Raw genomic sequence first — 17486 nt, 5'->3', positions numbered from 1 at the left:
CTGCCGAAACACCCTGCTGATATCCGCACAGCGACATCGCCGGGTAAAAGTCGCGGCCGGACAGCGTTGTCCTCGTAGTTCTCCGAGCCGTAAACCGGCGGTTCGGGTTCGCTGCTCCGTCGCGTCCGCGCGTGGGGGGACGGAGGCCGGGATCATGCTCGTTGCACCGAGGTGCCCGAGCGCCCGCGATCGCGCTGCTGCGGCCACGTCCAGTTCGTTCTGCTGCTGCCTGCCGAGCGAGCAACGCCATGGAGGAGGCGGGCCGGCCGGACCGTCATTCTGTCGAGTGGCTGACAAATGCTCGCATCTTGCGTGAACCCGTGCTCCTCTCGAAGGAGAGCAACACTCAATCGATTCCGGGCAGTGCGCTCGCCGTCGCGTGGAGAAGCGCGGGAGCGCCCGAACGTCGCCTCGTTCCAGGCCTCATGGAACAAACACCGCCCTGTTCGTACGCCACAGCGCCCGCCCGGAGCGTGGCACCGTCCTCTCTCCAGTAGATGAGGCCCCGTTGCTCACCGCCCTCGCCATCGTCGCACTGCTCTGCCTGAAGGCGCAGCAGTCCACGAGGCAGATTCACCCAAGGCCCTCAAGTCTCGGTGCCCCTCGCCACGAGCATTCAGTGCGCGAACGAGTTGCGTTCTACGCGACCATCATCGCCGCGCTGATGTCCATGGTGTCCGCCACTACTGATGTGGTTGGGCTGCTCCAACCGGACAATCCGAGCGTGGTCGTCGTCATCGAGGTCGCTAAGCCCGTCACCTAGCTGTAGGACCCCGGCTTGGTTGGCTCTGGCGCTACCCGTACGGCGGATGCGCCAGGCCGCCAGGTTTACGACCCCGCCCCCGTTGTAGCCGACGACGCGGGCTCTGGGGTCGGCGGCTTGGCACCGTTTACCCGTGCGCGGGCTGCGGCCTGCAGATCGGCAAGGACGTCGCTTACATCGAGCTTTTTTCAACGTCGCGAGGGCCTCGCCGGCCGCGTCGGTCAACGGCCCGGCAGCCTCCGGCCCGATGCCAGGTTGAAAATTGCTCACTGGCAGCGCGGAGAGGTGGTGCCCGCTCGATGGCGGATCCCATCCCTCAGTGCGTGGCGGCGTCGATCGCGGCCTCGCGGAACCGGGCGCTGATTCCTGCGAAAACGAGGTAGCCATGGATGAGGTCGTCAACAGCCTGGTGCTGCACCGCGACGCCCGCCGTCGCGAGGCTCGGGCAAAAGCGATGCCTTCGTCGCGTAGCGGGTCGTACCCGGCAGTGGCGATGTATGTCGGCGGCAGCGGGGGCGCGAGAGGCGCGTACAGCGGCGAGAGACGCGGGTCGGTCCGATGGCTCGTCAAGGCGTAGGCGTCGTAGAGGAACGTGACGTCGCGTTCGGTCAGCATGAAGCCGTCGGCCAGGTCGCGCCGTGACGCTGACACACGGGCCAGGTCGGTCGCGGGATAGAGCAGCATCTGGAAGGCCGGCCCGGTCGTCAGGTCGTTGCACAACGCGGCGGTCAGGTTGGCCCCGGCGCTGATCCCCACCCACGGCCACCAGCCTAGGATCCACACCCCAGGACAGGCCCAAAGTCTAAAGAGGAGTTGCCATTGGCGAGCGACTCAGCCGTCGAGTCTCTGCTCCCGGGCGCCGGCCGAGATTCGGGCGTCGCGCGGTTCGTCGCCGTACCGGATCGGGTACGAATTCGTCAAACGGGGCGTGTCGATCCGCTGCCACTACTGGTTGCGAGCACGTTCGCCATGAGACAGACGAAATTCACTGGACATCGAGCACCGCTTGAAGGATTTCGACTCGGGTCCGCGACCACAACACCTCCGGAGCCACCGGCCGTTCCTGTGATCGCGGCAGGCGGGTGACGACACGTTCGGCCAGAGTTGCCGTGAATGCCGTGGCGCCTCGGCGTCGGCCGCTGCTTCGACAAGCCATGCAAGTGATCAAATCTGACAATGCCGCTGCAGCGCCGAAGCAGTCCGCGCATAGCAGATGTCGGCGGCCGACAAGATGCGCCGCTAGTTCCTCGGCCAGTGCGTCCGGACCGTTTCCTTCGTAACCCCAGGTGAAAACGCCGCGCGCGCCGGCTTCCCGATCGCGCAGGAGGAGTTTCTCGCCATTGTCGTAGGTGACGATGACGAAACTGGAGTCGTCCGCGTCGGTGACACCGTGGTAGGTCCAATCGGCGAATCCCGGCCTCTTCCGTTCGGCATTGATCACTCGCCCGAGATTCAGGGTTCCGTCACGTGAGGCGCGCAACACAGCCTTGCTAGCCGGCACGGACGCCCACGCGGCTGCTGCGTCACCGAGCCTTCCCCTCTGCTTGCCGGCGCTCTTCAGAAACGCGGCCAGCTCCAGCGCGGGCTTCTCGTCACCGTCGCGATGCGCCTGCACACTGTCCGCCCAAAGCGTAAGCAGGATAGTGGCCGACAAGGTACCAGCACCCAATGAGTATGGCCGCAGCTCTTCAACGGCTGCGCTACGCAACTCCGGAGACATCCGATGTGCTGCGCGGGCCTCGACAAGCCAGGCCGCGGCCGCCAATTCCCGTTCGTGCCCGCTCGGCTGCCAGGCTATAACCCCGAGGGTGTCCCGGGCGCTGTCCCGCTCATCTGGCTTCCACGGCAACACTCGGCGCAGCTCTTCCGACTCCTCGATAAGCCCAGCGACGACAACCGCTCCGCGAGCCGCCACGACTCGCGAGCTCGAGTGATAGATCTTCCGATTGACGAACCGATAAACGGCATCTACATAGGCCACTACCGACGCCTTGTCGCCGGCTTGCGCGGCTGCCGTGGCAAGGCTGATGAGTCGCCGCCCGGTCAGCAGCGCCCGGCGATCGTAGCCGCTCTCGAACGCGGCCATCGCCAGGTCGCTCATCACCTCAGCGAGGACGGACGCGGGGTGGGGACGTCGTTCAAAGTGCCCGCGCCGCCAGCCCGTGCGGTCGATCGGTCGTGGAGGTAGAACGTCAGCTCCAATTAGCCGGGCCGCCACCGTCTCCAGGTCGGTCTCCACGGCGTCACAGCGCGAATACGCAAAGCATCGGAACAGACGAGTTCCGAGAGCGCCGAGACGTCGGACATCGGTCGCGAACTCGGCTGCCTCCTGGTGGCTGGTAGCGGGGGCGCCGCCGGACGGGCTCATGACCGAGACCAGCCGATCGACGGTCGACTCCAGTAGCTCATAACCCGACCAATCGTCGTACCGGTGATCCGGTCGATCATGGTCGGGAAAGCACCGCTCCAGTGACTCCCACGTCAATGGCTGACTCGCCAGTTCTGCCACTCTTGCGAAATCTGCCGTTGCTGGCCGGTCAACGAAGCACTCGTCGTCCGCGGTAGCTGCCGGTTCGAACAGGTGCAGCAGCTTCTTAGGCGCGATGAGGTACTCAAGGCGCCCGGCGACTGTCTCGGTCAGTCCGTCGAGCGCCTCCCGTGCGATGTCATGCCGTCCGGCCGCGCGCGCCCGGACGGCAATTTCGAAAAGGACATCACAAACTGCTTCACTGACCTCCGACTCGTGCCGCAGCCGAAGACCGACCACGATCAGGCCGGCCACGGCCGCCCGATGAGTCGGACCGACCTCCTTGCCGAGCTCGGCCCCGATCTCGCGTACGGCCTGCCCAATCTCGCTGGCGTCTGCGCTCTTGGCTGCCTGGTTCAGCATTGCGCCAACCCATGCCGCGACTGCGAGGCGGTGTTCACCGACCGGAAGCCGGGGGTTGCTGATCAGATCGCCCAGTATTGCGGCGTAGCGGCTCGACCTGCGTCGCCTGAGAGCCCGCCTGCTCACCTGTCCGACCAGCCACTCAGGAGTGGCATGTAGCACCGCCGCTGCAGCCGCGGATCCGATAATGGCGATAGCAACGAAGAATCCGGAAAAAGCAACCCGTGTTCCGGGCGGGCTCGGGTTGACGGCCAAACCAAGTGGAAGGCAGATACCGACCAATGCGGCCGCGGCCAGGGAGATCGCAGTTCGCCAGCCCACGAGCACGCTTACGGTTTGCCACGAAAACTGTGATAGCGCCTGTGCCGTAACCGCGACTACGGCTGGCACAACCACTAGCATAGCTGCGGTGATTGCCGCAATGGCGGCATCGACAGTGGCCTGGTAGGAACCGGCATCGTCACCAGCGGCTATCGGCAAACCGGGGAACAGAACGAGAACAGCTGCCAACAGCGGCACCGCTACCCACGCTGCGGCAACAACCCACCGCAACCCGGCACGCTTCCCTCTCACGCTGAGCATCACCCCTTCCTCCAGTCTTCACAGCGGTGTCAACATGATTTCCGTTCAACCGTCCGGTGCGCCAGTCACCGGCCAACTACTGCCTACCGCTGGATGACTAGCCATTCGCGAGCGTTCCCGGCTGTTGCCCAGAGCTGTGGGTGCTCCGTACACCGAGGGTTCGGCATCGGTGAACGACCGATACCCGTAGCCGAGTTCAATGTCATGCGTGACGCGATTCTGGCGCAGGTTTCCGAGATTCACCGCCCTCGACACCGGACCACCGCATCGCTGGCCTCGCGTTTGAGCTGCACGGTCGGGAAGGAGTAGGTCGCAGAACATCGGCCGTCACGATCGGGGAACCCAGAATCTGCGGCTGCCGACACCGTCCTAGCCCAGACACGAGGAACCCGACCGAGTGAACCATTCCGGTCAGGTTCCTCGTAGACGGCCGGGTGGCCCCGGCGACGCTGCTGACCGCTCTCGGCTGGCTGCCCGGCGCCCTGTTGGACATGCGGCTCACCGGCGGCCTGATCCTGATCAGGGCCGCCGAGCAGGCGGTCTCCGGATAACGCAGGCCAGCTCCGCCTGCAGGCCCCCGTACGGCACCGCTACGGGCTGATGCCCGGCTGCCGTCTCCTGCTCGTCACCGACTCATGGGAAACCGTTCGATCGTGTGTCAGACGACTGCGCAGCACGCCATGCTCCGGCAGTTCCACACCGCGGTGCTGGGCGGTGAACCGGCATAATCCGATCGAAAGTCACCGGGCCTTGCGTTCATTGGTAGCGCTCGCGTTGGCCTGGGAGGAATCAGCACCGCCCCGGAAGGATCCATCGATCTCGCTAGGCGAAGCAAGGTCAAGTGGCCTCGGATGACCAGCGATGCCTGGGTAGATCGTTGTGTTGCCTGGACCGGCGTGTCCGGCGCCGTGCTGGTGAGACTGTCACACCGGGCGGCGGGTTGGCCTGCGGTCCGGTGGCGTGAACAAGGTGGAGCGGGAGACACCGCACGTCGATGAGGAGGAGGGTGTGCGGGTTGCCGGGGTTTCGCGGGTGTAGAGCACGACCTGGTCGCCGCCGGCGGCGAAGCCGGCGCGGTGGACCCAGCCGGTCGCCTCGTAGAGGCATTGCGTCGGCGCCGGGGTGGGTGGTGAGCCAGGCGCGGGGGTGGCCTCGGCACCGGCGCCTGGATGCTGCGGCGTCACCTGCACGGCCACTCACACTCCCACGACGGTCACGCCACCATCATCACCACCACGGTCACTACGGTCACGCGCACGGTGAGGAAAGACGACCCGGCTTGCTGCTGCTCGGCATATCCGACGGCCTGACCCCTCTCTCGCTGCATTTTTCGTGCTGGCCACTGGCTTGTTCCTCGGCCGCGGCGGCTTCGCGCTGCTGATGGTCATCACGTTCGGCATCGGCATGGCCGTCGTGCTGTTCGGCGTCAGCGTCCTCGCGGTCGCCGGCAGCTCGCTGGTGACCCGAAGCGCCCGGACGTACGCGGCGCTGCGCGCGGCCACTCGCGTGACGCCGATCTTCGCGTCGAGCGGGGTGACCCTCTTCGGCGCCGGCCTGGTGGCCGTCGCCGCCGTCCACCTGGCCGGTCTCAACTGACCGCGCGGCTCACGCCGCAGGCCCCGATCATCGGCGCTCCGTGACCCGGCACCGGACCGGAGCGCGAAGACCGCGCGGGTCCGGCACCTCGGCTGACACGGGCTTGGGCAGTTCTTCTTTGGCGCCTCTTTGGCGCCCAGCAGACTGCCTGGCTCATCGCCGCCGAACACCGTGGCGACTTCGCCTGCGCCGAACAAATACTGATAGGCGATGGGCGAGGAATCGAAAATCCACGGGCTTTACGCCGATCGCCTCCCCGCCAACGCCACCGCCGACGGGTTCGCGAAGGCGCCGTGAGGAGGGCCACGCCGGCGAATTGGATCGCGTGATCGTGCGTTGGGTGGGATCTTTGCCTGATGTTCCCGCTCCCGGACGGATTCACCTGGCTCGTGCCACTCAACGACGGCGCGCCGCTCGACCTCGACCGCCGCAAGAACGGCGACGAGTGGATCCACCTCGTCTTTCGGCGGCTGCGGGCGACGGGTTTCCAGATGTCCGGCCACGCCGCATTCCCCGGCGGACACATCTATAGACCATCGGGCACGGAGCATCGCACTGCGCTGTGGGTACTCTTCCCGACCGGCCAGGGCCCGATCTGTCTTGTACTGGGCGACGGCGACCCGTCAGAGGTAGCCGTCGAACCATGGCGTGATGCGGTGACGCATGCCATCGGCCAGATCGGGGCGGTAACTGACTTCGCCTGGTGGACGATCATCGGCTGCGATCCGAACACACCAGACGTAGTCGCCCTTCGCCTGAGCGAGCCCACTGAAGTGGCGGGCTTGAGACTCGTTCCGGCACTAGAACTCTTCTACGAGAACGTGCCGGGCAGATTCAACATCTTCCAGAGCAACGACCGGCACACCGGCCTAGTCAAGGTCACCGGTAGTTCGATGGGTTACAACAGCAACGTCGCTCACGAGGAGGCCGCGAGGCGGATCAGGCTGTTGTGTTCGCTACTGTCGGTCGCTTTTGGGATGCCCTGGATTCAGCGGAGCAGCGTGAATCCGCTGACCCGATTCAATGGCCACGGGGACACCGAACCGATGAATGTGGATGACATTCATATTCCGGCGATATCGCCGTGGGACCGCGATGACGAGGTTCCGCCAGACACGGAGGCGCTGACACAAAGCGTCGAGATCCCACGCTGGATCGGCCGGCGGTGGGAAACGATCACCAGGGACAAGAGGATGGTCGATGCCTTGCTGAATCATCACGAGGGTCAGCTCATGATGGCGCACCACCCCTCACATGCCGCGCTGGCTTTCGTGACCACAGTCGAGGCACTCGGCAACCGGAAGGTGAAGAAGCTGCCACGCTGCCGGGAATGCAGGGTGGTGACCGGCAGCGGAGATCGGTTCCGAGACGCCCTGGCACGTGTGATCCCGGCACAGGAGGCCGATGCCCTCGGCCGGAAGTTCTACAACTGGCGATCCCGCACAGCCCACGACGGTGTCCTGCACGGCACCGAGCCGGCCTTCGGTGCGTGGGCATTCTGGAGTGGCATTTCTGAGAACACCGCGCGTGATTTCGAGCGTGAACTCTATAGTCTCGCAGCCGCCGCGCAGCGCCTGCTGCTGTCCGAAGCCAGTGGCGAGGAGCTGCGGCCGACGTGAGCGAACTGGTGAGCTCATTGCCGGCGCAGCCGCCCGCCGAAGGTGCCGGCCCGCGCGGTCCCCGCGAGCCGGAATGCGGCCACGAACTGGTGGTGCGTAAAGCGAGGAACCCCGGTTGGGTGAACTGCTCCTGGCCGGGGTTCCTCGTGGGTTAATTCAATGGAATAGTAGTAGATAGCAATATGGTGTTTTGGGGATAGGTTTGTGTTGACCCTCGGACACACGTAATACACACGGCCGAAGTCGTCGCTGACGACCTCGGCCTTCAGTGTTTTCTGGCCTGCTGGTAGGTCATCCTGAGGCCGATGCGGCTGTATAGCTCGGCGCGGTCGTATGGGTCCGCCCTTGGATCAGCTTGATCAAGTCTTTGAAGGCCGCAGCGATGGCGTCGAGCTGGTCCTCGGTCATCCGCTGGGGTGGTGCGTCGGTGACGACGGCGGCGATGTCTCGCTCTGGGCTCTTGATCGTGTCGAGGAGGCGTAGCGCTTCGGGGCGGCGCTTCCACTGCAATGACCGGGAGAGCCCGATGTCGAAGAACTAGGCGACGATCTCGCCGCCGGCCGGTTCGATCAGGCCGCGGACGCGGGAAAGCTGCCAGGCCTTGGACGCTCGCGGATCCTGCTGGTCTTCGGTCGACACTCGTCCGTCGAACGCGCACCTCATGTCCGGCGAGTCATCCGGGCGCGGCTGGCAGCGGCATAGGCTGGGAGCCGCTCGTAGACCCACGTGCGTCGCATCCGATCAGGTTGATCAGCTCGGCCCGATCGGAACCGCCGCAGCAGCCGGCGTCCAGGATGCGGGGGTAGCGCGAGCGGCGACCGGCAACCCGTGGTGGGTCGACTCGCTGGACGTGGCCGACGGCGACAGCTACGAGATCGCGTTCGTCGCCAACAACCCGGGGATCCGGGCCGACCACTGCCACAGACTGGCGCACGTGGACGTCAGCACGCCGTACCGGGTGGGCGGGGAGGCGGGGAACTCGTCGGAGTAGCCAGCACGTACCACAGGTCCGCGGTGGCGGCCGCGCCGAGCTCGGCGAAGAGGCCGGCGGCCGCCCGGCGGTAGTCGCGGGCGGACGGCCGGTGCGGACGGTCACCGAGGCCGCCGAGGACGCTGAGCGCGTACGCCTCGCCGAGGCGGTGACCGCACTCGCGGTGCAGCGTGAGCGCCTGCTCGGCATGCCAGCACGCCCGGTCCCGGTGGCCGCACGCCCGGAGCAGGTCGGCGCCGGCGGTACGGGCACGGCCCTCCAGCACCCGGTAACCGGCGGTGCGGCAGAGCCGTACCGCCCGGCGCAGGCGCTGCCAGGCCTGGTCCGGGCGGCCCAGGCGGCCGGCCGCCGAACCGAGGCCGATGAGGGCGTTCGCCTCCGCGGTTCCCACGCCGTGGCGGCGGGCCAGGTGCAGGGCGCCACGGTGGTGCACGGCCGCGTCGAGATGCTCGCCCGCGCGGGCGAGCACGCCGGCGAGGGTGTTGACCGCGTGCACGACGAACCGCACGTTGTCGGTGTCCCGGGCGAGCGCCACCGCCGACCGGGCCAGCTCGGCCGCCCGGCCGAGGTCGCCCCGGTCCGCGTGCAGCTCGGCCAGGACGCGCAGCGTCTCGGTCTCCGACCCCCGGTTGCCGGTCTCCCGGCAGAGCAGCAGCGCCCGTTCCAGGTCCCGCTCGGCGTCCGCGAACCGGCCCAGGGCGTGCCGGGCCTCGCCGAGGTTGAGCAGGTCGGTTGCCTCGTTGGCGACGGCGTCCAGCTCGCGGTCGATGGCCGCCGCGGCGGCCTGGTGATCGGCGGCCTCGGCGAGGCGGCCCATCTCGAAGGAGACGAGGCCGAGCGAGCCGAGCTTCATCGCCTCCAGGTCACGACGGCCGAGGCGCCTGTCGATCACGAGGGCGCGCCGGAGGACGTCGGCGGACCGCTCCAGCTGGCCGGTCTCCCAGTACACCGAGCCCAGGTTGCCGGCGGCGGCCGACTCCCCGTCCGGCCAGCCGGCCGCACGGAACCGGTCGACGGCCCGGCAGTAGTGGCGGATCGCCTCGGCGTACCGGCTCTGGCGCAGGTCCAGCTCGGCGAGGCTCATCTCGGCGGCGCCGGCACCGCGGACGTCGCCGTCGGCGCGCGCCGCGTCGAGCGCGGTGGTGGCGGCCGTGTGCCACTCCACGATCGGGAGCCGGAGCCCGAAGTAGCCGCGCACGGTATCGGCGAGCAGCACCGCGGTGGTGCGCAGGCCGCGCTCGGCGGCCTGCCGGATCATCGCCACCAGGCCGGTGCGCTCGGTGTCGAACCAGGCCAGGGCGTCGGCGTGCCCGTCGAAGCGGGCGGTCGTCGGCGGCCGTTCGGCGGCCTGCACCGGCAGCCGGAGACGTTGCGGGTAGAGCTCCCGGGCCGCGGCGTCCGCGGAGTGCAGGTACCAGTCCGCCAGGCGCCGGATCGCCGCTTCTCGCCCGGCCGGTGCGTCGTCGCGCGCCGCCAGGTCGGCCGAGTACTGCCGGAGCAGGTCGTGCTGGGCGTACCGCTGACCGCCGGCGGATTCGACGAGTGACGCCTGCGTCAGCGACGTGAGCAGCGCCGCCGCTTCCTCGCGCGGCAGGGCGGCGAGTGCGGCCGCCGCGTCCACCGACACGTCGGGGCTGGGCAGGAGGCCGAGCAGGCGGAACAGCCGGCGGGCGGGTGCCGGGAGCGCCGAGTACGACAGGTCGAATGTGGCGCGCACGGACGCGAGGCTGTCCCCCTCCACGCCGAGCAGGTCCAGCGAGCGGGCGCCGTGCAGAGCGGCCGTGAAGCCGGCGATGCCGGAGTCCGGCCGCTCGGCGAGCTTGGTGGCGCCGACCCGCAGGGCGAGTGGCAGGCGGCCGCAGGCATCCACGAACGACGCGGCGGCGCAGGGGTCGTCGCGTACCCGCTTCGCGCCGATGATCGTGGCGAGCAGCGCGACGGCCTCGGACTCGGTCAGCACGTCCAGGTCGAGGCGCTGCGCGCCGTCGCGGGCGAGCAGCCCGGTCAGCCGGTTACGGCTGGTGATGACGGTCAGCGAGCCCGTACCGCCGGCCAGCAGCGGGCGGACCTGATCAGCGCCGGCCGCGTTGTCCAGCAGGACGAGGACCCGCCGGTGGCTCAGCACCGAGCGGTACGTGGCCGCCGCCTCGTCCACGTCCGCCGGGATCCGGGCCGCCGGCACCGAGAGCGCGCGCAGGAATCGGGCGAGCGCCTCCACCGGGGGCAGCGGCCGGATCGTCGAGCAGCCGTGCAGGTCCACATAGAGCTGCCCGTCCGGGAACCGGTCGGCGACCCGCTGGGCCCAGTGCACGGCCAGGGCGGTCTTGCCGACACCGCCGGCGCCGGTGATCACGACGATCGGCGTCGGGCGCCCCGGTACGGCGTCGAGACGGAACAGCTCGGCCGAGCGGCCGGTGAACCCGGGGGTGCCCAGCGGCAGCTCGGCCGGGCGCGGCGGGCGGGCCGCGGGCGCCGCGGAGGGCGGGGTCGCGGCGTCGGCGTGCAGGATCTCGGCGTACCGGCGGCGCAGGTCGGGACCGGGGTCGACGCCGAGCTCGTCGGCGAGGCGACGGCGGATCGACTCGTACCGGGCCAGCGCGTCGGCCCACCGGCCGAGGCGGTAGAGAGCGTCCATGAGCAGTGCGTGCGTAGGTTCCCGGGTGGGGTGCCGCTGCACCGCGTCGGTGAGCGGGCCGATCACCTCGGCGTGCCGCCCGGCGTCGAGCTCGGCCGCCATCAAGTCCTCGAACGCGACCAGCCGGGCCTCCTCGAGGTCCGCGGCCAGGCTGCGCAGATGGTCGGGGAGCCCGGCCAGCGCCGGTCCCCGCCACACCGCCAGTGCCCGCCGCAGCAGCTCGGCGACCTCTTCGCACCGGCCGGCGTCCTGCGCCGCGCCGAGCAGGTCCCGGAAGCGGCGCGCGTCCAGGTGGGCGTCACCGAGCTCCAGCCGGTAGCCACCGGGGGTGGTGGCGATCCGCGCGCCGTACCGCTGCGCGTTCGCCGCCTTCAGGGTGCGCCGCAGCCGGGAGACGTACACCTGGACCGCGCCGCGGTCCCGCGGCGGATCGTCCGGCCACAGCCGGTCGGCGATCTCGGCCGGGCTGACCGGCCGGTCCGCCTCCAGCAACAGGATGGCCAGGACCGCCGCCTGCCGGGCGCCGCCCAGCGGGACCGCACGACCGTCCGATTCGACCTGGACCTCTCCGAGCACGCGGAATTCCACCGAACCTCCCCCGTTCGAACGATCGTTATGGTCTCTCTCCGTAGATCGGTTGTAAACGATTTGTAAGCGCGACTTCGTAGCTTGGGGACGGCCCGCCAGACCGGCGGGCCGGCTACCGGAGAGCGGGATGTCTATGACGAAGCGTGTGAACAGGTGGGCTGACCGGGTCCTCGGTCAGTTCCTCGGTCATGTCGAGGCCGGCGCGTGTGTTCCCGAGATGGGCGACCTCGTCTGGCGTAACGGCTGCGGAACGTGCAGCTGTGTGGAGGGCCGGCGGTACGTCCGCAAGGACTGTGAGTGCCGGATCAACTGCACCGGAACCTGCGTGAACACCGGCCGTACCCGGTGCACCACCACGCAGCAGCTCTGCTGATCGCCGTAGTTCGACGGTCCGGCCGCCACCGGCGGCCGGACCGCTCCACCGGGAAGGACGGATCGTGCCCGAACTCGACATCGCCTGCCGCGCCCTGCTAGTGACGATCTTCGCCGTGGCGGCCGCGGGCAAGCTGCGCGGACCCGCCGCGTTCGCCGAATTCCGTGCCACCGTGCGCGCCATGGGCGTCCGCCGGCCACGGCTCGCCGCCCTCGTCGCCCGGCTGGTGCCGGTCGCCGAGGCCGCCGCCGTGGTCCTTCTGGTGCCGTCCGGCACGGTCCTGATCGGGTACGGCCTAGGCCTTCTCCTCCTGCTCGGCTTCACCGGCGGGATCGCGCTGACCCTGCGCCGCGGCCGGGTGGTCAGGTGCCGCTGCTTCGGCGCCGGCGGCTCACCCGTCTCGGTACGCCACCTCGTGCGCAACACCCTGCTGGCACTGACCGCGGTCGCCGGTGCCGGCGGTCACCTGGCCGCAGGCGGCACCCTGCCGGGCCCGTTGTCGCTGCTGCTCGCCACGGCGGGCGGTGCGCTGGCCGCCACGGCCCTGATCCGCCTCGACGACCTCGTCTATCTCTTCGGCCGCCCGGCCGAAACCACCACCGCCGCCGGCCGATGAGCCGGCGCCGGGCTTACCGAAGGAGCCGACCTTGACATCTCTGCTGGCCGTCGCCGTGGTCCTGGTAGGAGCACTCGGCGCGGTGAACCTCGCCATCGGCTTCGCGATGATCCGCAAGCTCCGCGACCTGGAGACCCGGGTCGCCCAGGCGCCCTCCGCCGAACACGTCCCGCAGGTGGGACACCGGATCGACCCGTTCGTCGCGGCCACCGTGGACGGCGGGATGCTGTCGCAGGCGGACCTCGCCGGATCCGACACGCTGGTGGCGCTGCTCAGCCCGGGGTGCGGCTCGTGCGACGACGTGCTCGCGCAGCTCGCCGCGGACCCCGGTGACCTCAAGCCGGTGATCCTCATCCACACCGGGGAGCCGGAGGACGAGGAGACGGTGGCGCTCGTGGACAAGGCGCGCGAAGTGGGCCGGGTCGCGGTGGTGCCGTTCGGCCCGGTGCCGAAGGCGTTCGGGGTCGACTCGTTCCCGACCGTGCTCCTGGTACGCGACGGGACCATCCGGGCCGCCGGGTACGACCTGCACGAGGTCATGTCCCCGGCGGGACGGCATTGACCGTGGGGATGTACCGGCGGACCGCCGAGGCGGTACGACTCGGTCTGCGCGCCCGGCCCGCCCTGCTGGCGGGCCGGGTCGGGCTCACCCTGCTCGCCGGGGTGCTGCCGGTCGCCGCCTCCTGGCTGACCAAGCTGCTCTTCGACGAACTGGGCGCGGGACAGGCGGGCGACACGGGGCGCGCCGCCACCTACGCTGTCGGCGCCGCGGCCCTGGGCGTGGGCGCCGTCCTCGCCACGCATGGCGGGTCCTACCTGGCGATGGCGCACCAGCGGGCGGTGGGCCTGGCCGTCGAGGACGACCTGTACGCGTCGGTGAACGGCTTCGTCGGCCTGGGCCGCTTCGAGGATCCCGCGTTCCTGGGCCGGCTCCGGCTCGCCGAGGAGGCGGCGTCCGGCGCACCCCAGTCGATCATCGCCTTCGTGCTGGACGCCGTGCAGACCGTCGTGGTCGTGGCGGGCTTCGTGACCGCCCTGGTCACCATCTGGCCGCCGATGACCGGGCTCATCGCCCTGGCCGCCGTGCCGGTCCTGCTGGTGCAGCTCACGCTGGCCCGGCACCGGGCGGCCGTGCAGGAGGTCACCAACGAGACGTTCCGGCGCCGGATGTTCTACCAGTCCCTGCTCACCGACGTACGCGCGGTCAAGGAGGTCCGCCTCTTCGACCTGGGCGGGCTGTTCCGCCGCCGCATGCTCGACACCGCGACCGCCGCCACCGGCCGCCAGCTCGCCGTCGAACGCCGCGCCATCCTGATGAACAGCTCGCTGGCGCTGCTCGCCGCGATGGTCACGGGCGCCGGCACGATCGCGGTGGTCGTCGGCACCGGCGCGGGCCGGCTGTCGATCGGTGACGTCATGCTCTTCCTGGCGGCCGTCACCGCTGTGCAGGGCTCGCTCGCCGGGCTCGCGGGCCAGGTCGGTGAGACCGCCTCCGCCCTGCGGCTCTTCGGGCACTACCTCGACGTCCGGGCGACGCCGCCGGACCAGCCGGCGACCGGGCTGCCGGTGGCGCCGCTGCGGCACGGGATCGAGCTGCGGGACGTGTGGTTCCGCTACTCCCCCCAGTCGCCGTGGGTGCTGCGCGGCGTGAACCTGTTCCTGCCGGCCGGGTCGGCGATCGGCATCGTCGGTGTCAACGGTGCCGGGAAGTCCACGCTGGTCAAACTGCTCTGCCGGTTCTACCGGCCGGACCGGGGCACGATCACCTGGGACGGCGTGGAGATCGGGGAACTCGACGTGGCGCAGCTGCGCCGGCGGATCGGCGCGACATTCCAGGACTTCATGACGTACGACCTGAGCGCGCGGGAGAACATCGGCGTGGGTGACACCGCCCGGATGACGGACCTGCCCGCCGTCCGGCGCGCCGCCGAGCGGGCCGAGGTCGACGCGATGCTGTCGGCGTTGCCGCGCGGGTACGCGACGCTGCTGAGCCGCGTCTATTTCGACGACGAACCCGGCGACGAACCGGCGGTCACCCTCTCCGGCGGCCAGTGGCAGCGGGTGGCGATCGCCCGCGCCCTGCTGCACGACGACGCCGACCTGCTCATCCTCGACGAACCCAGCTCGGGACTGGACGCCGAGGCGGAGCACCGGATCCACGAGGCGCTGAGCGCGTACCGGGAGGGCCGAACGAGCCTGCTGATCTCGCACCGGATGAGCGCCATCCGCTCCGCCGACGTCATCGCGGTCCTCGCCGGCGGGGTGGTCGCCGAGCTCGGCGACCACGAGCGGCTCATGGCGGCCGACTCGCACTACGCCCGGCTCTTCGGCCTCCAGGCGCGCGGCTACCAGGACGGCCGGGTGGCCACGTGAACCTCCTGAAGCTGCTGGCCCGGCGCTACTTCGTCATCACCGTGGTCGGCGACAGCATGAGCCCGACCATGACGGACGGGCAGCGCTGGCTGGCCCGCCGCACGCGCGGCCGGATCCCGCCGCCCGGCGCGCTGCTGGTCTTCGCGAACCCGCCGGACACGGCCGGTGCCGGTCCGCCCTACCTGATCAAGCGGGCCGTCGCGGTGCCCGGCGACCCGGTCCCCGCCGACGTCGCGGCGCGGGTGGGCGCCGGACGCGTCCCGGCGGGCCAGGTGGTGGTACGCGGGGACAACCCGCGCAGCCGGGACTCCCGGCACTTCGGGTACGTGCCGGCGGACGCCGTCCTGGGCGTGGCGGAGCGGCCGGTCCGGGGGTGTTGGGCTCGGACACGTCAACCCCCAAGCGGGATCTCCACGGCACGGTGACCATCGGTGCTGCGCGATCGCGCTACCCGGTGACGTGCGACCCGCGCTGGTAGCCACCCGCGGCCTGCGGGACGTAGTTCTCGGCCAGATGGCGGCGCAGCATGTCGGTGAAGCCGTCGGCGTCGCCGGCGTGCAGCAGGTCGACGAGGATCTCGTGCTCGGCCAGGATCTCCGTGGACCGGGCGAGCAACCGGTCGCCCTTGCTGAACAGCAGGAACCGCTGCCGGTCGGCGAGCCGGTCGTTGAGCTCGAGCAGGATGTCGTTGCCGGCCGCCTCGACGAAGGCGCGGTGGAAGGCCACCGTCAGCTCGATGAACTGCCGCAGGTCGCGGGCCTCGAACGCGGCGCGCTGCTGCTCGATCGACTGGCGCAGGCGGGCGGCGAGCAGGTCCCGGGCGGCGGCGCCGGCCCGGCTCGCCCCGGTCGACTCCAGCATCAGCCGGGCGTCCTCGAGGTCGGCCACCGCGCGCTCGGTGAGGCCCTGCACCAGCGCGCCGCGTTTGGGGTAGATGACGATCCAGCCCTCGTCCTGCAGGCGGGTGAGCGCGGCGCGGACCGGGGTGCGGCTCACCCCGATCTCGGCGGCGAGGGCCTCCTCGCCGAACATGGTCCCGGCCGGGTGCACACCGTTCAGGATGCCGTCACGGATCGCCTGATAGGCGCGTTCCGCCGCGCTCGCGCTGCCTGCCACCGCCGGTTCCATCCCGGAATTATCCCTTCCGGTCGGCGGCCCGGGCAGGGGGCGTCCGCCGTTTCAGCACCCCTCGCCTTTGTAGGATACATGATGTATACATTACGAACTATGACGACCATCGAAGCGCGGGCCGCGCTGCACCAGCGAACCCTGAGCGTCGTCATGGCGTCGCAGGTGTTCAGCGGCGCCGGACTCGCCGCCGGCGTCACGGTCGGCGCCCTGCTCGCCGAGCAGATGCTCGGCACCAGCTCACTGTCCGGCCTGCCCGCGGGCCTCTACACCGGCGGATCCGCCGCCGCTGCGTTCCTGGTCGGCCGGCTGTCCCAGCGGCTCGGCCGGCGCGTCGGCCTCGCCGCCGGATACGCCGCCGGCGCGCTCGGCGGCGCCGGAGTCGTCGTCGCGGCCGGCCTCGGCAGCGTTCCCCTGCTGCTGGTCTCGCTGCTGGTCTACGGCGCGGGCACCGCCACCAACCTGCAGGCTCGGTACGCGGGCGCCGACCTCTCCGAGCCGCGCCGGCGCGGCCGGGCCGTCAGCGCGGTGCTGGTCACCACCACCGTCGGCGCCGTCATCGGGCCGAACCTGGTGGCGTCCACCGGCCGCGCCGCCGAACACTACGGCCTGCCCGCCCTGGCCGGACCGTTCGCCCTGGCCACGATCGCCTACGTGATCGCCGGCGTCATCCTGTTCCTGCTGCTGCGCCCCGACCCCCTGCTGGTCGCGCGCGACCTGCCCGCCCCGGAAGAGCCGGCGCGGGGCACGTCCCCGGCGCCGGCCTCGTCGGGAGTCGTCGCGGGCGCCGTCACGATGGTCCTCACCCAGCTCGTCATGGTCGCGGTGATGACCATGACCCCGGTCCACATGCGGGCCCACGGCCACGACCTCGCCGCGACCGGCCTGGTCATCTCGCTGCACATCGCCGCGATGTACCTGCCGTCACTGGTCACCGGCGTCCTCGTCGACCGGATCGGCCGGGTTCCGGTCGCGGTCGCCTCCGGCGTCACCCTGCTCGCCGCCGGCCTGGTCTCGGCCACCGCCCCGGACGACTCGGTCCCGCTGCTCGCCCTGGCCCTGATCCTGCTCGGCCTCGGCTGGAACCTCGGCCTGGTCTCCGGCACCGCGATGATCACCGATGCCGCGCCGCCCGCGACCCGCGCCCGGATCCAGGGAACCGTCGACCTCTGCATCGCCCTGGCCGGCGCCGGCGGCGGCATCGCCAGCGGCCTGGTCATGACCGCCACCAGCTACGCCGCCCTCTCCATCGCCGGCGGCGTGCTCGCCCTCGGCGTGATCCCGTTCGTCCTGTCCCGCGGCCGGCGGGCCTGACCACCATCGACGAGGAGA

The 17486-nt window shown here is 70.3% G+C and carries 14 protein-coding genes and 1 pseudogene; 11 read left to right on the top strand and 4 right to left on the bottom strand.

Annotated features, from left to right (window positions below; all coding sequences use genetic code 11):
- Positions 1-508: 508 nt before the first annotated feature.
- Positions 509-763 (top strand): hypothetical protein, encoded by a 255-nt coding sequence (locus AB0G10_RS33310; protein WP_360930991.1) that lies wholly within the window; start codon positions 509-511, stop codon positions 761-763.
- Positions 764-1183: 420 nt separating this feature from the next.
- On the opposite strand, the pseudogene AB0G10_RS33305 reads toward AB0G10_RS33310, so the two are convergent.
- Positions 1184-1519 (bottom strand): annotated as a pseudogene (locus AB0G10_RS33305) (alpha/beta hydrolase fold domain-containing protein); the annotation flags it as partial.
- Positions 1520-1748: 229 nt separating this feature from the next.
- Complete coding sequence (locus tag AB0G10_RS33300) at positions 1749-4163, bottom strand: hypothetical protein (protein WP_360930828.1); 2415 nt, start codon at positions 4161-4163, stop codon at positions 1749-1751.
- 1404 nt (positions 4164-5567) lie between these two features.
- Here AB0G10_RS33300 and AB0G10_RS33295 point away from each other — a divergent pair.
- The 4 genes from AB0G10_RS33295 (at position 5568) to AB0G10_RS33280 (ending at position 8441) form a co-directional block, all read left to right on the top strand.
- Positions 5568-5831 carry a hypothetical protein gene (locus AB0G10_RS33295; RefSeq protein ID WP_360930825.1) on the top strand — a complete coding sequence of 88 codons (264 nt, stop codon included), beginning with the start codon at positions 5568-5570 and terminating at the stop codon, positions 5829-5831.
- A gap of 356 nt (positions 5832-6187) precedes the next feature.
- On the top strand, positions 6188-7450 hold the full coding sequence (locus tag AB0G10_RS33290; protein WP_360930823.1) for a hypothetical protein: 1263 nt from the start codon (positions 6188-6190) through the stop codon (positions 7448-7450).
- Between the two features lie 345 nt (positions 7451-7795).
- Complete coding sequence (locus AB0G10_RS33285; RefSeq protein ID WP_360930820.1) at positions 7796-7933, top strand: hypothetical protein; 138 nt, start codon at positions 7796-7798, stop codon at positions 7931-7933.
- Between the two features lie 178 nt (positions 7934-8111).
- Positions 8112-8441 (top strand): multicopper oxidase domain-containing protein, encoded by a 330-nt coding sequence (locus tag AB0G10_RS33280; RefSeq protein WP_360930817.1) that lies wholly within the window; start codon positions 8112-8114, stop codon positions 8439-8441.
- Here AB0G10_RS33280 and AB0G10_RS33275 read toward each other — a convergent pair.
- A complete protein-coding gene (locus AB0G10_RS33275; protein ID WP_360930814.1) occupies positions 8392-11664 on the bottom strand; it encodes a BTAD domain-containing putative transcriptional regulator in 3273 nt (1090 codons plus the stop codon). The genes AB0G10_RS33280 and AB0G10_RS33275 overlap by 50 nt on opposite strands.
- Positions 11665-11809: 145 nt before the next feature.
- On the opposite strand from AB0G10_RS33275, the gene AB0G10_RS33270 reads away from it, so the two are divergent.
- The 5 genes from AB0G10_RS33270 (at position 11810) to AB0G10_RS33250 (ending at position 15451) form a co-directional block, all read left to right on the top strand.
- Positions 11810-12037: a hypothetical protein gene (locus AB0G10_RS33270; RefSeq protein ID WP_360930811.1), complete on the top strand. Its 228-nt coding sequence runs from the start codon at positions 11810-11812 to the stop codon at positions 12035-12037.
- A gap of 64 nt (positions 12038-12101) precedes the next feature.
- Positions 12102-12653: a MauE/DoxX family redox-associated membrane protein gene (locus AB0G10_RS33265; RefSeq protein WP_360930808.1), complete on the top strand. Its 552-nt coding sequence runs from the start codon at positions 12102-12104 to the stop codon at positions 12651-12653.
- Positions 12654-12684: 31 nt separating this feature from the next.
- Positions 12685-13215, top strand: coding sequence for a hypothetical protein (locus AB0G10_RS33260; protein ID WP_360930804.1), 531 nt, complete (start codon positions 12685-12687; stop codon positions 13213-13215).
- Between the two features lie 8 nt (positions 13216-13223).
- Complete coding sequence (locus AB0G10_RS33255) at positions 13224-15026, top strand: ABC transporter ATP-binding protein (RefSeq protein WP_360930988.1); 1803 nt, start codon at positions 13224-13226, stop codon at positions 15024-15026.
- The gene (locus AB0G10_RS33250; protein ID WP_360930801.1) at positions 15023-15451 is read left to right on the top strand and encodes a S26 family signal peptidase; all 429 of its coding nucleotides are present in this window, start codon (positions 15023-15025) and stop codon (positions 15449-15451) included. Before AB0G10_RS33255 ends, AB0G10_RS33250 begins: the two co-directional genes overlap by 4 nt.
- Before the next feature lie 22 nt (positions 15452-15473).
- On the opposite strand, the gene AB0G10_RS33245 is transcribed toward AB0G10_RS33250, so the two are convergent.
- Positions 15474-16154, bottom strand: coding sequence for a GntR family transcriptional regulator (locus AB0G10_RS33245; RefSeq protein ID WP_360930799.1), 681 nt, complete (start codon positions 16152-16154; stop codon positions 15474-15476).
- A 99-nt stretch (positions 16155-16253) separates the two neighbouring features.
- On the opposite strand from AB0G10_RS33245, the gene AB0G10_RS33240 reads away from it, so the two are divergent.
- On the top strand, positions 16254-17468 hold the full coding sequence (locus AB0G10_RS33240; RefSeq protein WP_360930796.1) for an MFS transporter: 1215 nt from the start codon (positions 16254-16256) through the stop codon (positions 17466-17468).
- Positions 17469-17486 lie beyond the last annotated feature (18 nt).

The organism is Actinoplanes sp. NPDC023714 (assembly GCF_040639855.1).
Lineage (GTDB): Bacteria > Actinomycetota > Actinomycetes > Mycobacteriales > Micromonosporaceae > Actinoplanes.
The sequence above is the reverse complement of the archived record's forward strand: the minus strand, read 5'-3'. Positions and strand labels throughout refer to the sequence as shown.

Excerpts from the sequence above, each read along its gene's own strand:
- AB0G10_RS33255 (WP_360930988.1), top strand. The coding sequence starts at position 13,224 with ATGTACCGGCGGACCGCCGAGGCGGTACGACTCGGTCTGCGCGCCCGG.
- AB0G10_RS33290 (WP_360930823.1), top strand. The coding sequence starts at position 6,188 with ATGTTCCCGCTCCCGGACGGATTCACCTGGCTCGTGCCACTCAACGAC.
- AB0G10_RS33245 (WP_360930799.1), bottom strand. The coding sequence starts at position 16,154 with ATGGAACCGGCGGTGGCAGGCAGCGCGAGCGCGGCGGAACGCGCCTAT.
- AB0G10_RS33240 (WP_360930796.1), top strand. The coding sequence starts at position 16,254 with ATGACGACCATCGAAGCGCGGGCCGCGCTGCACCAGCGAACCCTGAGC.
- AB0G10_RS33280 (WP_360930817.1), top strand. The coding sequence starts at position 8,112 with ATGTCCGGCGAGTCATCCGGGCGCGGCTGGCAGCGGCATAGGCTGGGA.